This window comes from Ekhidna sp., assembly GCF_040220215.1.
GTDB lineage: Bacteria > Bacteroidota > Bacteroidia > Cytophagales > Cyclobacteriaceae > Ekhidna.
The window spans coordinates 87,457-112,581 of sequence record NZ_JAVJTR010000016.1 but is presented as its reverse complement, the minus strand read 5'-3'; the positions used below and the strand labels follow the sequence as shown (position 1 = coordinate 112,581).

General features: G+C 40.1%; 19 protein-coding genes and 1 tRNA gene. 6 read left to right on the top strand and 14 right to left on the bottom strand.

Annotated elements, in window-relative coordinates; all coding sequences use genetic code 11:
- Position 1 precedes the first annotated feature (1 nt).
- Positions 2-2,137: a WG repeat-containing protein gene (locus RIC88_RS09125; protein ID WP_350217232.1), complete on the bottom strand. Its 2,136-nt coding sequence runs from the start codon at positions 2,135-2,137 to the stop codon at positions 2-4.
- Between the two features lie 26 nt (positions 2,138-2,163).
- Entirely contained in the window at positions 2,164-3,414 is a 1,251-nt protein-coding gene (gene hemA / locus RIC88_RS09120; RefSeq protein ID WP_350217231.1) for a glutamyl-tRNA reductase, read from the bottom strand.
- Between the two features lie 92 nt (positions 3,415-3,506).
- Between hemA and RIC88_RS09115 the strand changes: the two genes are divergently transcribed.
- Together RIC88_RS09115 and RIC88_RS09110 are read left to right on the top strand one after the other, a co-directional pair.
- On the top strand, positions 3,507-4,220 hold the full coding sequence (locus tag RIC88_RS09115; protein WP_350217230.1) for a ComEA family DNA-binding protein: 714 nt from the start codon (positions 3,507-3,509) through the stop codon (positions 4,218-4,220).
- Between the two features lie 4 nt (positions 4,221-4,224).
- Complete coding sequence (locus tag RIC88_RS09110) at positions 4,225-8,220, top strand: AAA domain-containing protein (RefSeq protein WP_350217229.1); 3,996 nt, start codon at positions 4,225-4,227, stop codon at positions 8,218-8,220.
- 114 nt (positions 8,221-8,334) lie between these two features.
- Here RIC88_RS09110 and RIC88_RS09105 read toward each other — a convergent pair whose 3' ends face one another.
- From RIC88_RS09105 to recQ, 4 genes are all read right to left on the bottom strand, one after another.
- Positions 8,335-8,805: a gliding motility lipoprotein GldH gene (locus RIC88_RS09105; protein ID WP_350217228.1), complete on the bottom strand. Its 471-nt coding sequence runs from the start codon at positions 8,803-8,805 to the stop codon at positions 8,335-8,337.
- A 2-nt stretch (positions 8,806-8,807) separates the two neighbouring features.
- The gene (locus tag RIC88_RS09100) at positions 8,808-9,950 is read right to left on the bottom strand and encodes a PSP1 domain-containing protein (RefSeq protein ID WP_350217227.1); all 1,143 of its coding nucleotides are present in this window, start codon (positions 9,948-9,950) and stop codon (positions 8,808-8,810) included.
- Positions 9,951-10,004: 54 nt separating this feature from the next.
- Positions 10,005-11,288: a phosphoribosylamine--glycine ligase gene (gene purD / locus RIC88_RS09095; RefSeq protein ID WP_350217226.1), complete on the bottom strand. Its 1,284-nt coding sequence runs from the start codon at positions 11,286-11,288 to the stop codon at positions 10,005-10,007.
- 65 nt (positions 11,289-11,353) lie between these two features.
- Positions 11,354-13,543 (bottom strand): DNA helicase RecQ, encoded by a 2,190-nt coding sequence (recQ, locus tag RIC88_RS09090; RefSeq protein WP_350217225.1) that lies wholly within the window; start codon positions 13,541-13,543, stop codon positions 11,354-11,356.
- A gap of 144 nt (positions 13,544-13,687) precedes the next feature.
- On the opposite strand from recQ, the gene RIC88_RS09085 reads away from it, so the two are divergent.
- Complete coding sequence (locus RIC88_RS09085; protein ID WP_350217224.1) at positions 13,688-14,764, top strand: mannose-1-phosphate guanylyltransferase; 1,077 nt, start codon at positions 13,688-13,690, stop codon at positions 14,762-14,764.
- Here the strand turns inward: RIC88_RS09085 and rlmB are convergent.
- Both rlmB and RIC88_RS09075 read right to left on the bottom strand, forming a co-directional pair.
- Entirely contained in the window at positions 14,761-15,501 is a 741-nt protein-coding gene (gene rlmB / locus RIC88_RS09080) for a 23S rRNA (guanosine(2251)-2'-O)-methyltransferase RlmB (RefSeq protein WP_350217223.1), read from the bottom strand. The genes RIC88_RS09085 and rlmB overlap by 4 nt on opposite strands.
- A complete protein-coding gene (locus RIC88_RS09075) occupies positions 15,498-16,643 on the bottom strand; it encodes a GWxTD domain-containing protein (RefSeq protein WP_350217222.1) in 1,146 nt (381 codons plus the stop codon). Before RIC88_RS09075 ends, rlmB begins: the two co-directional genes overlap by 4 nt.
- Before the next feature lie 75 nt (positions 16,644-16,718).
- Between RIC88_RS09075 and RIC88_RS09070 the strand changes: the two genes are divergently transcribed.
- From RIC88_RS09070 to RIC88_RS09060, 3 genes are read left to right on the top strand one after another with little or no spacing between them, the layout of a single operon-like run.
- Positions 16,719-17,489 (top strand): class I SAM-dependent methyltransferase, encoded by a 771-nt coding sequence (locus tag RIC88_RS09070; protein WP_350217221.1) that lies wholly within the window; start codon positions 16,719-16,721, stop codon positions 17,487-17,489.
- A gap of 51 nt (positions 17,490-17,540) precedes the next feature.
- Positions 17,541-17,981 (top strand): Dps family protein, encoded by a 441-nt coding sequence (locus tag RIC88_RS09065; RefSeq protein WP_350217220.1) that lies wholly within the window; start codon positions 17,541-17,543, stop codon positions 17,979-17,981.
- Positions 17,978-18,469 carry a C40 family peptidase gene (locus tag RIC88_RS09060; RefSeq protein ID WP_350217219.1) on the top strand — a complete coding sequence of 164 codons (492 nt, stop codon included), beginning with the start codon at positions 17,978-17,980 and terminating at the stop codon, positions 18,467-18,469. Before RIC88_RS09065 ends, RIC88_RS09060 begins: the two co-directional genes overlap by 4 nt.
- A 4-nt stretch (positions 18,470-18,473) precedes the next feature.
- On the opposite strand, the gene RIC88_RS09055 is transcribed toward RIC88_RS09060, so the two are convergent.
- From RIC88_RS09055 to RIC88_RS09030, 6 genes are all read right to left on the bottom strand, one after another.
- Positions 18,474-18,547 (bottom strand) — tRNA-Ala (locus RIC88_RS09055).
- 28 nt (positions 18,548-18,575) lie between these two features.
- Positions 18,576-18,959: an acyl-CoA thioesterase gene (locus RIC88_RS09050; protein ID WP_350217218.1), complete on the bottom strand. Its 384-nt coding sequence runs from the start codon at positions 18,957-18,959 to the stop codon at positions 18,576-18,578.
- Positions 18,956-20,782: a M61 family metallopeptidase gene (locus tag RIC88_RS09045; protein ID WP_350217217.1), complete on the bottom strand. Its 1,827-nt coding sequence runs from the start codon at positions 20,780-20,782 to the stop codon at positions 18,956-18,958. The genes RIC88_RS09050 and RIC88_RS09045 overlap by 4 nt, the downstream gene beginning before the upstream one ends.
- Positions 20,783-20,845: 63 nt before the next feature.
- Entirely contained in the window at positions 20,846-23,386 is a 2,541-nt protein-coding gene (locus tag RIC88_RS09040; protein WP_350217216.1) for a TonB-dependent receptor plug domain-containing protein, read from the bottom strand.
- A gap of 11 nt (positions 23,387-23,397) precedes the next feature.
- Positions 23,398-24,339, bottom strand: coding sequence for a FecR family protein (locus RIC88_RS09035; protein WP_350217215.1), 942 nt, complete (start codon positions 24,337-24,339; stop codon positions 23,398-23,400).
- A gap of 48 nt (positions 24,340-24,387) precedes the next feature.
- Positions 24,388-24,912: an RNA polymerase sigma factor gene (locus RIC88_RS09030; RefSeq protein ID WP_350217214.1), complete on the bottom strand. Its 525-nt coding sequence runs from the start codon at positions 24,910-24,912 to the stop codon at positions 24,388-24,390.
- Positions 24,913-25,125 lie beyond the last annotated feature (213 nt).

Genomic DNA, 25,125 nt, shown 5'->3' with positions numbered 1-25,125 from the left:
GTCAATTTTTAATCATGGTAAATTCACCAACTACCTTAACATCCTCATGGTTAATCTTATAAATTTGCTGCCCGGAATAGTCCAAGACTCCCCAGGCGCCTCGCTTCGAAACCACTACCTGGTTTTCGAAATCCGATAGATGATCATAAGCTGGTCTTAAAATGAAACTTCCGTCCTCATTCACCAAGCCATATTGACCATTTATATCCTGCACAATATAATTACCCGTATTCAATCGGTGAACTGATTTCCAAATAAGTTCTAAAACTTCGGTTCCATTTTTATCAATAAGACCTGATTTTCCGTTACGATGAACAACTGCCAGTCCTTTTATAAATTGTGAGGTGTTTTCATAATAGGGCTGAATAATCAAGTTCTCCTCATAGTCAATAAATCCCCACTTTCCTCTTAGACTAATTGGCGCCCTGCCTTCATTAAATACACGGGCATTATCGTACCTGTTGCTTATTCTCAACCTTCCCTGTTCGTCTACAAAACCCCATCTGTTTTCTTTTTCCACTAAAAAATACCCTTCACTGAATCCTCTTACTTGTTGATAATTTTCATTCTGATTTAAAATCTTTTTGCCAGAACCAGAAATTAATGAAACGACTCCATTATTTCTCAATTCAAAATGATTGTTCCAAACCCTTATGCTGTCATACTCTGGGTACACTACTAACCCACCAGATTCATTCATCAATCCATACATACCTTCGTTTTTCAATAGCAAAAAGCCCTCCATCTCCTTTATTGGTTTCCATGCTGTTTTAAGCAGTAGTTCCCCTTGATTATAGACGGTGTAAGCATTTCCTCTTCGGCCTATTAAGAACTTTCCTATGGAAATAATTTCATTGAACTCAGGCCTGATCTCCCATGAGTTTTCCCTATTCATTACACCCCATCTATTAAGGTATGACACCAGATACACATTTTCCAAAGCGATGATGCTGTCATATTTATAAGCTGTAGTGCTTTCTGATTTTGGATCAATAATGCCCCAATAATCGTTTCTCTGACCAATAAATTGTTCATCAAGGCCTTGTATCAACTTTTGAAGGTCAAAACGATTCTGGCTAACCCCTATTCTATCCACCAGGCTCCAGTCCTTACCCTTCAATGCTGCAAAGTAGTTGCCATTGGCATAGATTGAATCATAACCGCCAAATAAAACCTCCCCGGCATTGCTGAGAAGATTCCATTCCCGTGTTTTGCTATTTTGTACCACCAAATGAGCTTCTGAGGCATCCTTAAGTAAAAACTCGTGATTATTAAGTAGCATAGAATTTTTCAAAAGTAGATGGTGGGCACCATTCAGATACGCTACAAAAAGGCCATTCTGACTTAGCTCCAGTGAGTCGCACTCCCACTTAAGAAAAACAGAATCACTTTGATATACCGTCCATTCCGGGAAACGGATAGCTTCCGGTTCTCCGTTCATAACATGAATAGTCTTGTAATCAAAGTCATGCATAGTTTCACCTGTTTTAGATAAAAAGCCAGCATAACCATCCCGATAAACTATCCAACCCTGGTTATAAGTCAAGGAATCAATTCCTAATTCCAAATTAACTCCACGGGCATTGAATAAATCGATTTTTTTCCCCTTCTGTCTACAGAGTAAAAGGTTGTTTTTTTCTTCAACAGATAAATAATTGGGTGGAACGATGATTTTGTTTTCGAATGAAACAACTCCGAATTTTTGTTCCTTTCCATCAAAAACACTCACGAGCCAATTAGCACTAAAGGACTCAATCGTGAAATAATTGAAGCTAATGACTGTGCGACCTTTATCATCCAGAACCCCATGAAACAGGTGGTTGCTGAACTTCCCTTTGATTGATGCCTTAAAGTAGTTATTTGATATAGGATCAATGGTGTAAAATTTTTGGCCTGTCAGAGCTTTATTTCGTACAGTAATAAGTCCCCAAAGTTTGTCTTGCCTGAAACCTATGACCCCATTATAAACCTTAATTGACCCATTGGACCACCCAAGCTTTTCATAAACGGCTGGAACAGTGACGGTCCCTGCCTGATCTTTAATACCAAAATATCCTCCCTCTTCAAAGACAGTAAACTGCTCTGCCTGAAGGTTTAGATTAAGAACAAAAAATAAAACTGATATGTGGTATCGCATACTCCCGCAGCAAATATAAAGCGGGGTTATTTCTTTTCTACGTCAGTAGATTCAAGGTTAAACAGGTCATTGAGCACCCCAACTAATGTTTCCGCCTCTCCTCTCTTGCAAGCTGCCTTTAATTGTAATACAGGCAGTTTGATCACTTTCTGAATCATGCTCTTGGTTACCACTTCAAGTAATTCAACTTCTTCAGTTGATAATTTTTTATGCCGAGCAAGTTCTTCTTTCCTGATCTGATCCAGCGCGCTTTTTAATCGCTGAATTGTTGGTGAAACTTCCATTTCGCTTTTCCAGCTCATGAAATTTCCTAGCTCCTCTTCTACGATTTTTTCAGCATCAGGAATAGATTTTTCACGAATTTTTCTTGCCTTTAATGTGCGCTCCGTCAACTGATCAACATTGTAAAGAGAAATCCCCGGAACATTCTCCAAATCCTGATCCATGCTTCGCGGTACGGAAAGATCGATCAGGAGCTTGTGAATGGACTTTGAACTAAAGCTAGCTGAGGTAAGGATTGGATTCTTACTTGATACTGCTGAAATGATTACATCATTATCAGAAATTACCTGATCCAGATCATCAAAATCACAAACTGCAATATCCCGTCCTTCAGCAAGTTTAACTGCTTTCGATTTGGTTCTATTAACGAGCGTGATTGATGTCTCATCCGTATTCAGGTTTTCCAATACATTTTGTCCAATTTCACCAAGTCCAATCAGTGCAATTCGGGCACGTTCAATATTGCTGATAAATCCTCCGATCAAATCTACTGCTACCGATGCAACTGATGCTGTTCCATCCTGAAGTCTTGTTTCCTGGACTACTCTTTTATTTGCATAAAAAATCGTGTGCATCAAACGATGCAAATGCGGTCCGGCTAAATTCAAGTCTGCACTTTGCTGGTAGGCACGTTTTACCTGATTGCTTATTTGAATATCTCCCAGCACTTGTGACTCAAGTCCTAATGCAACATTGAAAAGGTGTTTTGAAGCTTCAACTCCATCATAAGAAATAAATGAAGCTTCTAGTTGAGATGCGGTGAGAGACTTGAAAGCTGCAATGAGTGAAATTATTTTGGAAGTCACCTCAACAGGTGAGGTGAAGTAAAGCTCCGTTCTGTTGCAGGTCGAAACCAACAATGCTTCTTCAATCGCGAAGACTTCCTTGAGTTTCATTAAGAAATCACCAGCTTCTAACTCACTAAACGCTACCTTCTCCCTAATCTCTATGGGTGCATTCTTATACGAAAGTCCTATTGCCTTAAATCCTTCCATCTCAATCGATTACAAACGCAAAAATAACAGCAGGTTATGTATATTGGTTGTGATAAAAATCAGCTAATCCTTATTTAGAATCGTTTTAAATAATGCTTAAATTCCTAATCAATGCCATATCAAGGGCACTTAGCTTCACCAAGACAGAATCAAAGGGCACGCTAGTCCTGATTTTAATCATTTTAATGGCGCTCCTTTTCAAAAACTATAAGGTCAACCAATTAAAAAAACACAAATACTCTCCAACAGATTCATCCGCTCTGGAGTGGATCGGAACCGTCCATGCTTCATATGAAATTAGAAAGGAAAAGCCAGAGGAATTTGACAAGACTGTTTACTACCCTGCTAAGAAGAATGCTTCTGCAAAAAAGGAATCCAAACCGGCAAAGGAAAAATTACCAGGGGATGAGCCCTTTATAGTTGCAGACTTGAACACTGCCAATGCGCTGGATTTGCAAAAGGTAAAAGGAATTGGTCCTGCATATTCTGAACGAATCATCAAATACAGGGACATATTAGGAGGCTTTACAGATACTACACAGCTGCATGAAGTCTACGGCCTACATCCGGAGACCATTCGTGAGCTAGCCAAACATTTTTCAATTCAATCTAGTGTTAAGCGAATTGAAATTAATACAGACTCGATTAAAACCTTGATAAAACACCCATACATCAATTATGATCTTGCCAGGATCATCATTAATTATCGGGAGCAGCATGGAGATTTCACAAGCGCTGAGGACCTGAGGAAAATAAAGGCATTGGATGATCGTACTTTCCTGAGATTAAAGCCATATTTGGAATAAGGCTATGCAAAAAATTCTCAAGTCATATTTAAGGCGGCTCAGCAATCTTTCCGGGAATAATCGCTCACTGCTTTTACTGCGACTTCTAAAAGATCAATTCATTGATATACATGATTTTGACTACTCAGAGAATGAAGCAAGCTTTCAAATAATTAAAAACCTCATAGAGCAACAAAAAAAAATTCCGCTTTGCAGTGAGGTTGATAGTAGAAATAAGTCTGCCAATGAGCTAAGTAAACGCTTAAAGAAAATTAAGCGCATTGAAAAATTCATTTTCGAAGAGCGTGGAGCTAAGGATTTATATATCGGATGGCCTTTTATAAAAGGAAAATTTTCGGATGAAACATTGGTCAGGTGTCCGCTCCTTTTTTTCCCGGTTTCCATAGAGCAGGAAGGAAATGTTTGGTATCTATCGCGAAGGGACGATGTGAACATCACCCTTAACAAGACCTTCCTTTTGGCCTATTCCTATTACAATCAAATTCCATTAGATGAGGAATTGATCGAAACCGTAATTGACGACTATGATCGTGATGATACCGTATTTCGAACCCAGCTTTATGAACTCATCAAGCACAGTGGCATTGAGCTAAACTTCAATCAGGAAAATTTCGCAGACGAGCTCAAAAACTTTACCGACTTAAAAAAGTCCCAGCTTGAATCCAGTGAGAAAACTGGAGCTCTGAAAATGTTTCCTCAGGCCGTTCTAGGCATTTTTCCTCAATCCGGTTCCTACCTGGTTCCTGACTATGTGAAACTCTTGGAAGACCAGATGGATACAGATCTGGAAGAGTTTTTTGTGAAAAAGATTAAAAAAGAAAATGAAACTCAGCTAGCACTTTTCGATCGGGTAAATGAAGAAAACACTTTCACTCCTTTCCCACTTGACGCCTATCAGGAACACGCGCTCAAAGAAATAAAAAAAGGAAACTCTCTTGTCGTTCAGGGACCTCCCGGAACGGGGAAGTCTCAGCTGATCAGCAATTTGATTTGTGACTTCATTGCCAGAGGTAAGAACGTGCTGCTTGTATGTCAAAAAAAGGCTGCATTGGATGTGGTCTATCAGCGACTGAAAGAAAAGGAAATGCATGATTTTGTAGCACTCGTGCATGACTTTAAAAACGATCGGAAGCCCATCTATGAACAAATTGATCAGCAGATAGAAGCGGTGGAAGTCTATGAAAAGAAAAACAACAGCCTGGATGCTATACAGCTAGAGCGGGGCTTTTTACAAGCCAGCAGACGAATTGATCAAATTGTGGAGGAGCTCCAGGAATTCAGAGAAGCTCTTTTTGATGAGTCTGAATGCGGTAAGTCAGCCAAAGAACTATACCTATCCAGCAGTCCGGATTTACCCAGCTTCAGTATGAACCTGGAGTACCGCGCTTTTCATTTTTCAAATCTGGCTGAAACGGAGAGAACTTTTAAAACCTACCTTACCTATTTTGATAAGTTTGAAAAGCGAACGCATTTCTGGGCTAAAGGGCCTTCTTTTGCCGGCTTTCAGACCAATGACCTCATGAAGCTGAAGAGTGTGCTTTATGAAGTGCCAGCTTTCAATGAGCTTCTACTCGGCAAGTCAAAAGAATTCTGTTCGCAACCTCTTGATTTTGAAACGGGTGAATACTTATCCAATAAACTCCCCGAACTCATAGAAGTATTTGAGGGACTAAAAGAGGATGCTGTTTATAAAGTTTATCAACATCTGCATGCTGAAAAACCAACAAAAGATCTCAATTGGTTATCACAGACCGAACGAATCATGATGGCATGTTTCCGGGGTGTGGGTCTTGAAAGCACACTCAAGTCTGAAAACCTCGGACGATTTCAGGAGGTGTTACGATCAGCTATGAAAGCCAGAAAAAATCCTTTCAGCTGGCTCAAGTGGAGCTTGTTTTCAAAAGAGAAAACCTTCCTCAAACGCGTCATGGTAGCGAATGAGTTAAAAAGCAATAAGAGAGGATTTAATGTATTGGTTGAGCGCGTGGATAATCGACTCAATTTCGAACATTCATTGTCCCTAATTCAAGACAACACATGGCTTCATGGCTTCCCTTCCAGTTTTAGAAAAATTGATTTACAGGATTGGTTCTATTGGCAAAAAATGGGGCTAAATATGTTTACAGTAGCTCAAACGGTTCGATCCCTTAACGAATACATTCCGGTGAGTAAACTTGAGCATAAAAGTTATCATAGGCGTCTGGATCAGGTCATTTCGCTTGTGCATAAAGTACCTCAGCAACTTGCACTATGGAGGCGCTACATCAATGTGCATCAAATTCGGGCAATTATTCTAAAAAAGGAAGATCCACACAGGCTTGAGAAGCTTTTGAAGAAGGACTTTGATGCCATCTGTGAATATCATAAACTCAAATCAGAACTAAGTTCTGAAGAGCAAAAGGTACTGGATGAAATAACTTCAAGTGATGCAGTCACTATTGAGGAAGGATTATCGCTTTTTAGAAACAGCCTTTCTCTGGCTTGGATAGATCATATCGAATCAAAATATCCGGACTTACGAAATGTGGCTTCTGGTAAATTGGATGCACTGGCTGATGAACTACGAGATCAGATCGAAGCGAAAAGAGAAGCAAGCAAAGAAATTTTGCTCTTAAAATCACGAGAGAAGACCTATGAAAACATAGAATACAACCGACTGAAAAATCGTGTCACCTATCGGGATTTACAACATCAGGTTACTAAAAAACGTCGAATATGGCCTATACGAAAGGTTATTTCAGAATTTTCTGATGAGCTATTCACTTTACTTCCTTGCTGGATGTGTTCACCCGAAAGTGCATCTGCAATCTTTCCAATGCGAGAGAGTTTTGATTTGGTCATTTTTGATGAAGCCTCACAATGCTTTGCAGAACGTGGTATACCTGCAATGTATAGAGGTCGTCAAATAGTAGTGACCGGTGATAGTATGCAGCTGCAGCCTAGTGATTTATACAGAGTACGGTGGGATGATGAGGATGATGACACCCCGGAGCTGGCGATTGATTCACTTCTTGATCTTACCAAACACTACCTGCCGGAAGTCAGTTTGGCAGGACACTACAGAAGCAAATCCCTGGAGCTCATCGATTTTTCGAATGAACACTTTTACAAAGGAAAACTTCGGCTCTTACCCGACTATGCCTATGTAAACAAGCATGAGCCAGGAATTGAATATGTACAAACAAAAGGTATTTGGGACGATGGGGTGAATGAAGTGGAAGCTGGAGTAGTAGTCGCCCAAACCTTATCACTGCTTAAAAAGCACCCGGACAAAGAAATTGGTATTGTCACTTTCAATTACCGACAGCAGGGACTTATAATGGACTTACTGGAAGAAGAGTCTGCCAATAAAAACCTATTGATCCCTGATTCACTCTTTGTAAAAAACATCGAAAATGTACAAGGAGATGAGCGCGATATCATCATTTTTAGCATTGGCTATGCTCCAGATAAGAAAGGGAAAATTAAGCTTCAGTTTGGGAGCTTGAATGCCGAAGGGGGTGAAAACAGATTGAATGTAGCTGTGACCCGTGCCAGGGAAAAAGTCATGATTGTGTGTAGCATCCTCCCTCAGTTCTTAAAAACAGAAGACACCAAAAATGAAGGTCCAAAACTTTTAAAGAAGTATCTGGAATATGCATGGGATGTAAGCATTGGAAAGTGGAAGCCTCACCTTCCCGAATATGAAGAGCACCATGTTGATTGGTTTTTAAGAAATAAGATTCAGGAAAAATCTTTCCATGAGTTTGAGGGATTTGAGCTGGCAAAGGAGCTGCCATTTGCTGATTTATCTGCAAAGAAAGGAGATACATACACCGGCCTAATCCTTACAGATGACGAGCGATATTATCAGGCACTTTCACCAAAGCAGATTTATGCTTTTCAGCATTTCCATCTCATCATGAAAAACTGGCCTCATGTCAGGTTCCATAGCCGTGAATTTTGGCTGGATGCCGATGCTGCAAAAGAAAAGATGCGAAAGTTTTTGTATGCTAATTAACGTGAGTAGGCTAGGAGGTTTTTTTTATAACTTAAACTCTTAGATTCATCTATGAAACACCCCTATAATCCCCTCAAGGGGATTTTTTTCACGGTAGTTTATATCAAACTCACGCTAATTAGTCTTCGCAAACTCCACCCGTGCACCCACTGAAAGGATAAAAGGTAAAGTATCTCTACGCATATATTGCTCCAACAAAAGGGTGTACTCACCCGGACTATCAAATTGATAATTCTCTTCCAACGCAAAGCTATGATCAAATAAATCCCCCAAACCACTACCAAATGGTTCCCCTGTCTTAGGGTCAAAAAGCTCAACTTCTTTCAGTTGTTGATTTAATATAAGACCTGATGAATCCTCCAGGGTATATTGAAAATATAGATTGTAAAATGGGTATGAAGATGCATTTCTGAAGGTCGCCAATAGATTGTAAGACCTGGTAGTGTCTGCGATTTCGAATGAGAATGACTGAGCCGAATCCAAATGCCAAAAAGCCTCCTCCAAATCATTGAAATCCTCATACACTCTGCTGGAGTCGCATGCTACAAGTGTGAAAAATAACATAATGATGACGAGGTATCTCATATCTAAGGGTTTTCAGATTTCTTCTGCTGTGGTTTTCTTCCTTTAAATTTATTACGCTTCTTTTTCTTCTTCTTTTTCCCTTTGCCACTAAACTTCTTATCCATTGCCTCCAGGTCACTATTAATGGAAGAAATATCTGCTTCAACTTCCATTTCATTTTCTTGCAATGAAGCCGGCTTTTTGCCCTTCTTATTCAGGGCAAGTATTTCCTTAACCCGATCAACATCTACAGAAAACCAATTATTGTCATCGGCATATCCGAACCACATAATCTTACGGAAGATGTCTGTTTTCTGAAGTTTTGCTACCCCTCTATGTGTTTGCAACGACTCGACCTCTGGAATATCTTCCAATGCTTCCATATAAGTATCCAGCTCATAATTGAGGCAACATTTTAATCTGCCACACTGACCTGAAAGCTTACTCGGATTAAGTGAAAGGTTTTGATATCTGGCTGCTGAAGTGGAGACATTTTTAAAATCTGTCAGCCAGGTAGAGCAACAAAGCTCACGGCCACAAACCCCCAAACCTCCAATTCTACCTGCCTCCTGACGAACACTTATCTGGCGCATCTCTACCCTAATTCGGAATTCTCCTGCTAGTATTTTGATTAGCTCCCGGAAGTCGACACGTCCCTCTGCGGAGTAAAAAAAAGTAGCCTTTCCTCCATCAGCCTGAAACTCCACATCCGTAAGCTTCATTTCAAGTTTTGTGCTCTGGATAATCTCTTTGGTACGGTACATAACAGACTCTTCTCGATTGCGAGCTTCGTCCCATCTTTCCATATCACGCGAGGTGGCTTTTCTGTAAATCTCCCTTACCTCCTCATTGTCTTTGATTCCCTTCTTGGACATCTGTAATCTCACCAGCTCACCTTGCATGGAAACATATCCTATGTGATGCCCATTAGGGACATCAACAACGACTGCATCTCCGGTAACAATATCCAGCTTTTTGGCATTGCGGAAGAATTCCTTTCTTCCATTCTTAAACCGGATCTCCACAACATCGAATCGGTGCATAGCAGGTACATCCATGTTCGATAGCCAATCAAACACATTGAGTTTATTGCAACCTCCTGTGCTGCAATGGCCGTTGTTTTTGCATCCGGCCGATCCTCCTGTACCACAACTAGCACATCCCATAATTCTGTAATCTAAAAGATATCTTCAGGAAAATAGAATTAGAAAACCACGAATCTACTGTCCCAATCCCTTGAGGTCAAAACCAATATCCTCCCGGTATCGTTTTCCTTCCCAATTCACCTCACGCCCTCCGGCGTATGACTTGCTTAGCGCTTCACCCAGGTTTTTGCCTAAGCCAGTCAGCGCTATTACTCGGCCCCCATTTGTAATAAGTTTATCATCCTGCACTTTGGTTCCTGCATGAAAGGGCAGTACTGTTCTAATATCTCCAATGGTAATTTCATGTCCTTTTTCGTAGAATTCTGGATAACCCCTGCTCACATACATCACGGTTGAAGCTGTGAATCGTTCATACTCTATTTCTGAGTCAATCAGATTTTTGTCCGCTGCAGCAACTAGTAATTCCAAAAAGTCGGTTTTAATCCTTGGCAAAACCACCTCTGTTTCAGGATCGCCTAACCGTACATTATATTCTATCACGTACGGATCTCCCCCAACATTTATCAATCCGAAAAATACAAAACCACAATAATCTATCTTCTCTTTTTTCAGTCCTTCAATCGTCGGCTTGATAATCCGTTGATTAACTTTTTCTTTGAAGGCACGATCTGCAAAAACTACGGGAGATACAGCTCCCATTCCGCCGGTATTTAAACCTGTATCTTTTTCTCCAATTCGTTTATAATCCTTTGCTTCCGGGAGAATACGGTAATCTCTACCATCAGTAATAACAAAAAAGGATACTTCTATGCCTTTAAGAAACTGCTCTAGGAGCACCTTCTCACTAGCGGCCCCAAACTTCTTATCCTCAATTAAATTTCTTAATGACTTTCTGGCGTCTTCGAGCTCTTCGGTAATGATTACACCTTTTCCGCCTGCAAGTCCATCTGCCTTTAATACATATGGTGGCTCAAGACGCTCCATATATTTAATCGTTTCCTCCAGATTATCTTTTGTGACTGTCCTCGCATCTGCCGTTGGAATTCTATATTTTTTCATGAATTCCTTGGCATATTCCTTACTACCTTCCAGTCTGGCCCCTTGGGCATTAGGGCCAATGATACGGAGCTTTTTGAATTCTTTATTGGATTGTAGATGATCCACCAGCCCATTCACCAGTGGGTCTTCCGGTCCAATAATGAGCATATCTATTTTATGCTTGATGATGGCATCACCAATTTTATCAAAGTTTTTGATGTCTAGCTCCAGATTGGTACCCACCTTATGGGTGCCGCCGTTACCAGGTGCAATGAAAATTTTACCGCATTTTGGGCTTTGTTTTACTTTCCAGGCAAGTGCATGTTCCCGACCGCCGGAACCTAGTATTAAAATGTTCATTGAGTGTGGTTTTGCTAATGGACGGCTAAGTTCACCGTATTACTTCTTTTTTCAAAGTAAAGTAGCTAGTGAGCGTACTCCGACATGAATTTTACACGCATCAACCGAACCTCATCTTCAGAATAGTACTCACCTAATTCCTCCATTGCGACTGCCAATTCATCCGTTTCTGCGTTTAGGAAGTAATCATAGATATCATCCTGGCGATCATCATCCAGCAGCTGATCGATATAATAATTGATGTTGAGTTTGGTGCCCGAGTAGCAAATATTTTCTACTTCTGCGATCACATCTTCATACTTCATCCCTCTTGCTTCGGCTATTTCTTCAAAGTCCATTTTCTGGTCAATGTGCTGGATAATGTAAATCTTGTTTTTCGATTTGGTGCCTGAAGTTTTTATCAAAACATCTGATGCCGTAATTATGTCATTTTCTTCCACATAGTCCTCGATCATTTGCAGGAATGGCTCTCCAAACTTCTTTGCCTTGCTTTCACCTACACCCACGATCTGCTTCAGATCATCCATGGTGGTCGGATACACTGTGCACATCTCTTCCATGGATGGGTCACTAAAGATCACGTAAGGGGGAATGTCTTCCTGATGTGCAATATCCTTTCTCAGCTTCTTCAGCATACCGAAAAGCACCTTATCATAAGCGCTTACATTCACAGGGGGTTTATCCATGTCTTCCTCCGTGTCAGCATCTGAAGTATACTCATGGTCTTTGGTGAGCATATGAGAAAACGGATTTTTTAGGAAATCATCCCCTTTTTTAGACACTTTGAAAACAGCAGGGTTTTCAATATCCTTCTTCAAAAATTCATGCAGTAGGGTCTGTCGAATTAATGACCTCCAGAAATTTTCATCTTCACTTATTTCCTTTCCTTTACCAAAGACATCAAGCTTATCGTGATCGTAGCTTTTTACGTGCTGGGTAGGTTTTCCCACAATCAGTGCCGCAAGATGATTAATATCGAATCGTTGATTTGTTTGTTTTACAGCCTGAATCACAAGGCTTATAATTTCTTTCCCTTCAAATTTTTCTTTCGGGTGGACACAATTATCACATTGCGCACAGTTATCTTCTCCAAATTCCTCTCCAAAGTAGTGCAGTAGTTGTTTCCTCCTACAAATAGCAGAGTCAGCATAAGATGCCATTTCTTCTAAAAGGAACCGGGCATTTTCACGCTCGGTAACAGCTTTATCTTTATTGAACTTTTCAAGTTTTAGAATGTCGTTATAAGAATAGAACATCAGGCAATTGCTGCTGATGCCATCTCTTCCTGCTCTTCCTGTTTCCTGATAATAACCTTCTATGGATTTAGGTGCATCATAATGAACCACAAACCGAACATCAGGCTTATCTATTCCCATCCCAAAAGCAATCGTAGCTACGATTACATCAATATCTTCATTCAAAAATCCATCCTGGTTCCTCATCCGCTCTTTGGATTCCATACCGGCATGGTATGGTGCCGCATTTATATCGTTGACTTTCAGGAATTCGGCAATCTCCTGAACTTTCTTTCGACTTAGGCAATAAATAATTCCACTCGCTCCCTTATGATCCTTTATAAATTTTATTAACTGCTTTTTCGCATTTTGCTTAGGCCTTACCTCATAATAAAGATTAGTTCTATTAAATGAGGATTTGAATAGCTGAGCCCCATCCATAGACAGGTTTTTCTGGATGTCCAGCTGTACCTTCGGGGTGGCGGTGGCAGTCAAAGCAATCATTGGAATATCACCCAGCCTTGCGATTATGTCTTTGATTCTTCTGTATTCCGGACGGAAATCATGCCCCCACTCGGAGATACAGTGGGCTTCATCAATGGCTACAAAAGAAATTTTTGCCTGCTTCAAAAATTCTACATTCTCCTCTTTGGTCAAAGATTCAGGAGCAACATATAGCAACTTAACAATACCTGAAATGGTATCCTTCTTCACTCTATTGCTTTCAGATTTTGTTAAAGTAGAATTAAGGAACCTTGCGTGAACCCCAACTGCATTCATTTGATCCACCTGATTTTTCATCAGTGCGATCAATGGTGAAATCACTATGGCAGTTCCTTCCTGAACTATAGCAGGTAATTGGTAGCAGAGGGATTTTCCCGCTCCTGTCGGCATAATAACGAACGTATTTTGCCTATCAAGAATATTATTAATAATATCCTCTTGCTTTCCTCTAAACTTGTCATATCCAAAAACACGTTTGAGGCTATCTTTAAGACCCACTTCCGCAGTTGTCTCCATTTCTCCCGGGTTGATAAAGTAAAAAGTTAATCAAATCCTTGATCGCAAACAAATGTCCTTTATGGTGAGTGCGTTATCACAACGCTAAGGGATGAGCTATATTTGCGAAGGTTATTTCTTACGCAAATTTCTCACCAAAATTTTATGAGTACAAATATTTATGTAGTGATTATGGCCGGCGGTAGTGGAACCCGATTTTGGCCTTACAGCCGGGATGCACGACCAAAGCAATTTTTGGATGTGCTCGGTACAGGTCGATCACTATTGCAGATGACTTTTGATCGATTCAAAGAAGTTACAACTGAAGATAAAATTTGGGTCGTCTCTAATGAGAAATATGATAAACTCATTCAGGATCAGCTTCCTGAATTAGGAAAAGATCAAATCCTTCTAGAAACAGAAAAGCGTAATACTGCGCCATGCATAGCGTATGCTGCATACAAGATCATGAAAAAAGATCCGAACGCGGTACTTGTGGTTAGTCCATCTGATCATGCCATTTTCAAAGAAAAAGAATTTGTAAACGTAATATCTACTTCCGTTGATAGTGCAGCTGCGGAAGAAAAGTTGATCACCATTGGTATTCGTCCGAATAGGCCGGAGACCGGATATGGCTATATCCAATACATAAGCGATCCCGGAGTGCCAGTGAAAAAAGTGAAAACATTTACAGAAAAGCCCGAAATAGACCTTGCAGCAAAGTTTTTAGAAAGCGGTGATTTTTTATGGAACTCAGGAATTTTCGTTTGGTCCATTGACTCGATTATAAAGGCCTTTGAAAAATATGAAGAAGAAATAGCAAGTCTATTTGCGGCTGGTCTAAAGGAGTACTTCACCGAAAATGAGCGTGCATTTATAAAAGCTACTTATAGCCAGTGCAAAAACATTTCCATTGATTACGCGATCATGGAAAAAGCCGAAAATGTTTACGTGGTGCCCGGAGATTTTGGGTGGTCTGATCTAGGCTCATGGAATGCGCTCCATGAAATCAAAAACAAAGATGAAAATGACAATGTTGTTGAAGGAGCAGTAATGACCTATGATTCCAAAGACAATTACATTAGAGGAAAAAAAGGGAAGGTTACAGTGGTGCAAGGATGCGAAGGCATGCTCATAGCTGATTTTGACGATGTGCTTTTAGTCTGCAAGAAAGAAGACTCTTCTGTATTTCGAGATTTCATCACAGACGTGAAAGCAGAAAAAGGAGACAAATTCGTCTAAGCTTTTCTCTGTCTTTGCACTTCATATAATGCCATGCCGGCAGCCACGCCTACGTTGAGTGACTCAATAGAACCGGACATTGGGACTTTCGCTATTTCATCAGAAAGTTCTAGTAACTCAGAAGAAATGCCGCTTTCTTCGGATCCCATAATTATTGCTAAGGGACCTGTGAAGTCCATTTGATCCAATGTCTTTTTTGTCTTCTCAGAGCATGAGACAATCTGGATTCCTGATTCCTTTAAGTACCGGGCAGCATCCAGCAAGTTTTTCTCACGACATACAGGTAGATAATTAAACGCACCCGCAGAAGTTTTTACGGCATCTTCATTGATCTGCGCTCCTCCTCGTGATGGAATAACAATTGCATCTACCCCTAAGCATTCTGCAGTTCTGGCAATAGCACCAAAGTTTCGGATATCAGTGATTTCATCCAATATTAAAATAAGTGGGTTCCTACCTTTTTCATACAGTTCAGGCACCAGGTGCTCTAAGGTATGATACTGAACAGGGGAAATAAGCGCCACCACCCCCTGATGATTCTTTTTGGTGAACTTATCAATTCGCTCAGATGGGACCTTTGAGATGGGTGTTGAGGTTTGGTGTAACTCAAGCATCAACTCTTTATACAGATCACCTTTCAGGCTTTTTTGAATGAAAACGCGCTCAAGATGTTGTCCGGATTTTACAGCTTCAATGACTGTTCTGATCCCATAAATGATGTCTGATTTTTTGTTCATCTGATTCCGCGACGAATCGCGGCTATTTGTGTGTACCACTGCTCTTCCAAATCTTTGCTTCGTCGCAACGAATAGGTTTTGGGCGCAAAGAACGTCGAGATAATTGTGAACTCAAAGGCCGGCCCTTCATCATAAAACCATTCCTCCGAATTTCCGGTCCGATATACCTCGTTTGGCCTCCCGAAAACAATGTACATCATACCCCTATCCGTCTTCCAGCCAGGCTTAAAATCAGTGAATAATTTATTCGTTTCCTCAATCCAATTGTAATATCTTCGGATGGCACCACGTGCCCTGGCTTTGGTGGAATAGGTATTCATCCAAAATGAATCGAATGACTCTTTAGGATTTCTGGATTTCAGCATGGCCTTTTTTTCCTGTTCACTGGTGAGGTAGAGCATCGACTCAATCAATTCTCCCAATTGTCGATACTCTGGGAAATATGGAGGTACACGTAACATTGTGACCCCAACAGAAGCCAGTGAATCTTTCCTGACCACATAAAAATGATTCTCAATAAAATCTGATTTAGCCACAAAAACAAAGGATGTGTCCAGATTTACCTGTGGCGCCAATGGTTTCATATCCGCCATAGGTGGATCAGCTGGTGGAAATTTCTCAGCATACTGCATAGCCAAAAGCGTGTCGCTCCCACGCCATGAAGAACCGGATCGATTGATGAATTTTTCCAAAATTGGCATCCCTCTTTCATCCACTGGATAGATTGAGGGGTAGGACAGTGATCCTATTTTTAATGGGATATCATAGTAATAGAAGCTTTCCGGTTTTGAAAATTTGACTACCAGCAGATTCTCTTCTATTTGGTTGAATAAAAGACGAACCATCACCTGTCCTCCAACATTTAGCAGCGTGTCAATCACTTGAGGCTGAATCGTGCGATGCGTTTCTGACTCATATCCATCCTGAACCAAAAGCTCATATTCCCACGAAACAACAGAATCCGATGAAACACTCAACAGTACGAAAAAGCCACCTCCCTCTTTCACAACTCTGTGAGACATTTTTACACTGAAATCAAGATCATACTGCCACGCAACATTTACCCGAGAAAAGTTGACGGCACTGGCTGAAAAGCCACAAAAGATGACAAATACACTCAATATTAGAACATGCTTTCTCATAGGTATCCAAATTAGCTATATAATTGATTTTCTTTGTGCTCTTTAAACAAAAATCGTTAGTCATACCCTTTACAAATGAGCGTCTACACTACAGAAATAGCTTCAGATAAAATCCCCTCTGATAATGTCATTCATCAGCGACTGTTATCTGCATACCATCAGGCCAAACCTTTCATCAAGGGTGATCTACTGGAGCTCGGGTGTGGTGAAGGACGAGGTGTGGAATTACTTGCCCCATTGGCAGACTCATACATTGGAATAGACAAAATCAAGGCGGTGGTAGAGAGTCTTGAAAAGAAATTTCCTGAATGCAAGTTCATGAGTGGAGTCTTTCCTCCATTTCCTTTTGAGGATAATACATTTGATAGCATTGTCACCTTCCAGGTAATCGAGCATGTAAAAGATGACGAAGGTTTTATCAAAGAAATACATCGAGTATTAAAACCGGGTGGTAAGGCGCTCATCACCACCCCTAATATCAAGATGACACTTTCCAGAAACCCCTGGCATGAGCGTGAATACACCGGAGATGAGCTAACTGTGCTTTGTAAAAAGTATTTTGAAAAAGTGGAAATGAAAGGAATTGCAGGCAATGAAAAAGTGCTGGAATACCATGAAAGAAATCGGATTTCTGTGCAGAAAATTCTGAGGTATGACTTCTTTGACCTTCAACATAAATTACCTGCCGGATTGCTCCGAATTCCTTATGATATCCTAAACCGAATGAATAGGAATAAACTAAAGTCAACCGATGATGAATTGGTAAAATCGATCTCTGTAAATGACTTTAGTTTGCAAAGTCAATCCGAACAAAACCTGGATTTGTTCTGTTTACTCACTAAATAATCGGATAATCCGATATTATTTATTTGAATTTTTTATAAAAACAGAATATTCATGTCAAACCAATTGACCACAGAACTAAACCAACTACTATCAGATTTTCACGTGTACTATCAAAACACAAGAGGAGCTCACTGGAATATTAAAGGTCCACGATTCTTCGAGCTGCATGCTAAGTTTGAAGAATTGTACACGGAGGCATTGGCCAACATTGATGAAATAGCAGAGCGAATTTTAACCATTGGTGGACGACCAGATCACACACTAGAGACCTACATCGAAAAGTCAAAGATTGAATCAGTGAAAGATGAATCCAATGACGAAGCATTGGTGAAAATGATTGTAAGCAATCTTACTACCTTAGTAGCTCAGGAAAATAAAGTGAAGGAACTGGCCGTTGAGGCAGATGATAATGAAACCGAGGACATGATGATTGGGCTTGTGAATGCACAGGAAAAAACCCAATGGATGTTTAACTCGTGGTTAGGTAAGTGAGAAATCAGCAAAGTACATATTTTAAATACCTGCTATCGGGCCTTCTGATAGCAGGTATTTTTATTTCCGTTCCCGCTCAGCGGAAACAGAAACGTAGGAAACAGAGCATTGAATCTGTGATTGCTACTGGCCGTTCTTACATCGGTACGCCATACAAATGGGGCGGAATGTCACGATCAGGCATTGACTGCTCCGGACTTATTTATAATTCCTACAAAACCATCGGAGTGGATTTGCCACGTACTGCCAAAGAACAATCTAAGACTGGAAAGAAGCGTGGGTGGGAAGGTATTCGAGAAGGAGATTTGGTCTATTTCAAGTTTAAAAAGAAAGGCAGCAAATGGTTCCATAGTGGCATGATCACCTATGTGGGCAAGGATAAAATATTATTTGTTCATTCGTCCTCTTCAAAAGGAGTGGTCGAATCCAACCTGCTAGCCGACTACTACAAGGATAATGTTCGGAATTTTCGAAGGGTGATTAAGTGAAAAGTGGAGCATACCGGATTCGAACCGGTGACCTCTACACTGCCAGTGTAGCGCTCTAGCCAACTGAGCTAATGCCCCAAAAGGAGGGCAAATATAATCGGATTGTTTATTTAAAGAGTGCTTGAATTTCCTCAGGCACTCTTTTTAGTTTCTGTGTCTCCCGCTCAATCAGACACCAATTAGTTTTTACCTGCACCAGAAGCTCCTCTCCTTTAAAAATTTTTACGATCCGATTTGAAAAAGGTCCGCGATAACCTTCAACATATGTTTTCACGATAATCTCATCACCAAGAAATGCTTGTTTTTCATACTCCACATGATGGGATCGTACCATCCAGAAATATTGCTCATTTATTGCTTCATTAATCTCCGATAGCCAGTGTTCACGAGAGATATCCAGTGCCCATTGCATATAGACAAGGTTATTAACATGCTCATTGAAATCGAGGTGATCTTTGGTGACGATTATCTTTTTTTCGAAGTTCCTCATTCCTTGTAAAACCCTTTTCTGTATGCCTCCTGTTCCGAAGTAAACTCATCAGCAACTGTGATTCGAGGGTACTTAAGTTTCATTGCTTTAGCAGTGGCCTCAAGCCCCAAATCTTCTTGACCTCTTCTGACTTTTACCGTTATGCTATCTCCGGCTTTCGGGTAAAAGACTTTTGACAACATTTTGGTTTCTTTCATTTTTTCAGGGATCGCCTCCACATCATTGATTTCTAAAACAACATCTCCCTTTTTCAGGCCCAGTTCATTTTTCTTCTGCCAGGTTACATTGTAGTAATCTTTCTCTTGATTATACCACATATTGAATCTCCCGTAACTTGGGAGTTTCTCGCCTTTTCCATGATAAGTCCATCCAAGTTTTTGAAAGTACACTTCATATGGAACCACCTCATCACCTTCAACATATCTATCATAGATTTCACCAACATCAGGATAGGAGTATTTAACAAGTAGGTCACGTAACCCATCATCAGGAAAATAGTTTCCTTGATAATCTTCCCTCATCTGGAGCATAACATCAATGAGACGCTTTTCGCCATTTGACTTTTTAAAGATTTCCATATCCATTGCAAGAGCTACAAGCTTCCCACGTTCATAAAAATTTCCTAACTGTCCAATCTTTCCAATCCAGCTGAACATGTTTTTCTTAATGATATTTTGACTGCTCTCCGTGAAACTTCTTGGTTTTTGCTTCTCAGCTGTTCTCACAGCCCATTGCATATTCCATGTTATAGAGTTTGAAAGATCATATTGTGCGCTCAGCAAGGCTGCAAAATAATCGGTCACTCCCTCGTAAAGCCACCCGTGCCTGGACATCTCAGGTGTTTCAAAATTGAAGTCGTGGATTTTTTCACTATGAAGACTTAGTGGTGTGATCGTATGAAAATACTCATGAGCTCCAATCCAATCCAGATTGCTAAAAGTGGAGTCCCAAACAACCTCATTGAAGTAATAGATTGAAGATTGTTTGTGCTCCAAGGCAGATCCCATTCCGAAGGTTTTGAACATGCCTTTCAGTCTTTCCTTATTCACATAGTAGAAAATGAAGTGATAGTCCTCTTCAGATGTAAAGCCGGAAAAAGAATCAATTGCATGCATAATTTTGGTAAGCCGTGGCTTCAGCATTTCAGCTTTCACTTTATTTGTTTCCGAGTGTACGGCTATATTGAAGCGACTATTCTTTATTTGAAAAGAAGTAGTGTCTGGTTCGCTGTATAAAATTGGCTGATCAATCAATTCAAAATAATTGTTGGTTCTGAATACATCTTTTTCAGGGGATCTTAATTTTGCGTTCATGGAAGTGGCTGCAAAGAGATCTTTCTTCTTCAAGAATTCAACTTCATAAGGCAAATCCTTAAAGTCTTCAAAATACCCACTTATCAATTGAAAGTTTAAGAGGTAGCTGTTCTCAGTAAAAACCGTTCCTGCACAAGCCAATATCCTATCCCAGATTCTCCATCCCCCGTGACTTTGCTCTACCTGATAAGTTATATAATCAAGTGGCTGATCACCCGATATAAGAAAGACATTGTCTTTCTTCTTTACCTTCATTTTATTCCCCTCTAAGTCAACTGCGCTTATATTACTATAAAATCGTTCGTAGTTGATTTTCATGTACGTGCCGGGGATAATCTCCGGGATTACATATCTCCATTCCGATTTCTGATCTGGCGGAAATACTTTGACGAAAATACGGCCTCTATCATCTACATCTAGCTGGACTTCAATTTTGGTGACGGGCTGGGCACTGGAAAAAAGACATAGCAATATTGCTACGAATGATACACCTATTCTTAGATTTTGCATAACACTGTTTTTGGTTAAGTTAAAACCAAAACGTCATGTGTAGTTAGAAATTGCCATGAAATATCACCACTCCACGATCACCATCAGATTTGGTGCAAACCCAATGGCTTCTCTGTCGACAAACCCATCTCTGCTTCTATACACACGATCTGTCAAATTTGATTGATTTAGCGCATTAATAATAGACAAACCAAATGTGGCGCTCCATTTTCGCTGATCTGTCTCCGGTATTTTGTAAGACGATGAAATATCCAATGAATGTACGCTAGGATATCTATCCGGAACATCCACAAATGGATTTGGTGGCGGGGGATTTGGTGGAGGCTCCCCATCAGGAGATCCAGCTCTAAATATTGATTCTGCATAGGCAATATCCAGTGAGTATGCATTCAGCCCGGATGCATATCTCCATGCTCCTGAAACCTTCCATCGATTTTTCTTAAATGCTGCTCCAAAGTACCATACGTGTGGCTGAACATATTTCGATTTATAAGTGACCTGATCGGTTGTATCAATGGTGATTTTTGAGTCGTGGTAAGAATAGCCTGTCCAGATTGAAGTTGCTTCCGTTAGTTGCTTTTTTAGAAGTATATCAATACCATAGGTTTCCTGATCCATGGTATAAAAATTAGACTGTGGGTTTAATACCCTGTCTTCGTAAATCGTAATATCACTTGCCTTTTTATGAAAGCCTTCGACATCAAAAATCCAGTTATTTGCATTTATAATGCCTCCAAACATGGACTGAGTACCCCTAATGATAAAGCCTGATTCATTATCAGCCAACACCCAAAGTTCATTATCAAAACCACCACTGGAATATTCCAGGTTTTTCACCTGGCTCAAAAATTGATTGTACCATCCATGAGAGCTTTTCAAAGTAGCCCAATCTGTCAAATCATAATTGATCAGTACCCGTGGGGAAACGCTATAATCATCGAGCTCACTATAGTACGTCCCCCTAATACCCACTTGCATATACCACCGTTTCCATCCATAATATTCAAAGTTTGCAAATGGAGCTATTGTGTTTGATGTGACAGTTTCCCGAATCTGGTAAATTGAGGAGTCTCTAAGTTGGTTTCGGTAATTCGTGGAGACATTTTGCCATTTATAATCCACTCCAAACTGGAGATTACTATAAGTGTCTTCCTTTGAAAATTCCTGGATAACATTGAAATCATCTATGCTGTTATCGGAATGAAATGGCTCTATGTTAGGCCCTAAGGTATTAATCTGGAATTCAAAGTCATAATTTGAAAAGGTGGCGCTTAAGTTTGAGTCCCATCCCTGTCCTAAATCTGAATTCCACGAAAGATTGGCTCCTGTATTTTTATAGCTATTTTCATTAGATCTAGGGAGGAGGTTAGGAGGAGTTACCGGTAGAAAATTGATATCTGAAAAGGTATGAATTATAGATAACCTAAGGCTGTTATGTTCATTTATTTGATAAGACAATTTGCCGTTATAATCACTGAAACTTACCTCAACCCTATTGGTCAACAGCCCTCCCTTATCAACCAATGATGTACCAGCAAATACAGACTCTGAAATCTCTTCCAGTTTTGGAGATTTGAGCTCCCTGGGATACGAGTTTCGAATACTCACAGCCCCGCTCCAATTGTCAGCGAGCTTAAATTTTCCGTAGGCCATCCCAAACAGGGTATTGGCTCCAACTCCGTATTTGGAAGAAATGCCAACATCATCTGAATTAATCACAATCGCACCACCTACCCGATCGCCTAACCGAGGATGAAACCCACTTCGATACACTTCTACATCATCTACAATTTTGGGATTATATGGAGAAATTGTTCCATAGTAGTGACCCCTGTGATAAACCGGAATATTATCAAAAAGTATTAAGGTTTGATCAGTTTCACTTCCACGGATAAAAAGGTTTCCGGCACGTCCGTCAGGATTTGTAACACCAGGGAGTGCAGCAATAGACGCAAAAATGTCACCGTCTGTTTCGCCCGGAAGTAAGGGTAAATCATTAACGTCTATTTGTATTTGCTGTCGAGAAGGCATTAGATTGATTCCTTTTGTTAGGTAATCTTCCACCACCACTGTATTAAGTCTTCGTGTGGTAAGTCCCAGATACACATCCAGGGTTTTTTCATTGAACAACTCGTTTACCGCTATCGAAGTGGTTTTATAGCCCTGACTAAATACTAGTATTTCATCCAGGTGATGCGGAGTATAGCTAAACTCCCAGGTTCCATTTTTGAAAGTAGTCTCAACAGGACCATCATTTACCACCACCTGAACTTCGAATGATTCATTAATTGCTGCCCCATCCAGCGAGTCTTTTACAGCTAGTCTGTAAGTTGTTTCAACAGCAATAATTGAATAGTATTCCTCATCAATTTTCTCTACCTGCAAGGGGAAATGATTTTCAACTTCTTCAATAAATTCTGTCAGATTATTGGAAGTGAATAAGGTTTTTTTGTTGGCCAGCTTAATAAGCTCAGCGTCAAAAGAGAATGTTACCCCCATAACATCTTCATAATCTTTGATAGCATCAAGAAATGATTTGGATGTGTCTTGTGTATAACCGGATAGAGTTGCCAATAAAGCAATTATTAAAACTAAGGCTCGCATGTACTATTCAGTTAATCCTCCGACAAGACTACTATTTTTCCTTTTTTCTCAAAAGTGATTTTAAAAGGTGAAAACACGGTACGCAGAGCTACTTCAAGTTTATCATTTGGAATTGCTCCAGTGAATCTTCTTGAGGAATTTATATTACCCGATTCAATGGTAATACCGTAAAGTTTTTCAAGGGATTTAATAACCTGAGTCAATGGCGCATTTTCAAATTTGGTTTGATTTTGCAGCCAATCAGGTTTAGAACCGGAAACTTCAACTTTTTCCTCCCACTTTCCTTTAAAGAAAAGATAGCCTTCACCTTTATTGATAATTACCGACCTTTTTAGGGTTTTAGGTTTTGCCTCTACTCTACCTTCAAAACATTTCACATTAAATCCATCATCGAAATCGTCCACTTCGAATGTTGTCCCCAACACTTTCACCGTACCAGACAATGAAGCTACACTGAAAGGTGCTCCTTTCTCAACCTTAAAAAGTGCTTTTCCTTTTAGTTTTACTTTTCTTCCTGACGTCTGAGATTTTAGCCTCTTCCCTTTCATTGCAATGGCCGCTTTCCAATCCGCCTCATCCCATGAGATCTCAGAGTTTGGAGCAAGAGTTACAACAGAAACGCCATCCGGTAATTGAATTTCTCGAACCTCACCTACTTGAGAAGAATATTTAACTGTTGAGTCAGCCACTATCAGCCACAAATAAGACATGACTGTAAGTAATACCGCAGCAGCAGCTGCATAAGTCCACCAAGGACGCATAGACCTAACCTTCGCTTTAGGTTTGGATGTAATTTCTTGCGGATCGAACAGGCGCTCTGTATGATCAGGCACCCAATTGTCCACCTCACCTACAATCTGAATATACTTCCATGCTTCTTCACTTCCGATTCGCTCCTTAAGCTCCTCATCGGAGATTTCATCATTCAGCCATTTTGATAAGTTTTCGTCCATTGTTCTTGTTCCTTGATTATTCAAAGGGGAAACCTTGAAAAACCCTGCCTATATTTTCAAATTATCCAGTTCGTCCAAATTATCCTTGAGTGTTTTCACCGCCCCGCTGATATGTTTCTCTACGGTCTTAATAGAAATATCCATGATCTCAGCAATCTCCCTGTTTTTATATTTATCAATTCGGCTCATCAGAAAAACTACTCGCTGTTTTTCGGCTAAATCAGAGACAGCAGTCTCCAGACGTTGCTTAAATTCTCCCTCTTCATACAGAAATTCTGGATTTTGTTCCATCTGGTCTTCTGATCGATTTGATCGATGTTCAAATTTTAATACCACTTTTTTATGATCGTAATGATCAAGGAACAAACGGTTGGCTGTTGTAAACAAAAATCCTTTTGCTTTATCCAAAGCCACTTTTGCACAATTGTTCCATAGTCTTATAAAGGCTTCCTGTGTAAAATCCCTAGCCTTCTCCAAATCACCGAGTTTATAAAAGAGGAAATTCCTGATTTTGAGTTCGTGGCTAATATATTCTTTATGAAAAACGTGCTCTTCGCACAATGATTCCTTCACTGTTGCTGGTTTTTATTCGCTCAATCCTACAAAGATAAATTATGTAAAGCTGTCCAAAACGATTGAAACATTAATAAATCTTGAGGCTGGGTAGGGTAAATAATCTTCCTGCCGTCTTACTTCTAAACCAAGAAGAAATTGATGTTATGAAGAAATTTTTGAGTACACTATATGTCAACCACATGCTCCTTTGGACATCAATCAGATTAGCAG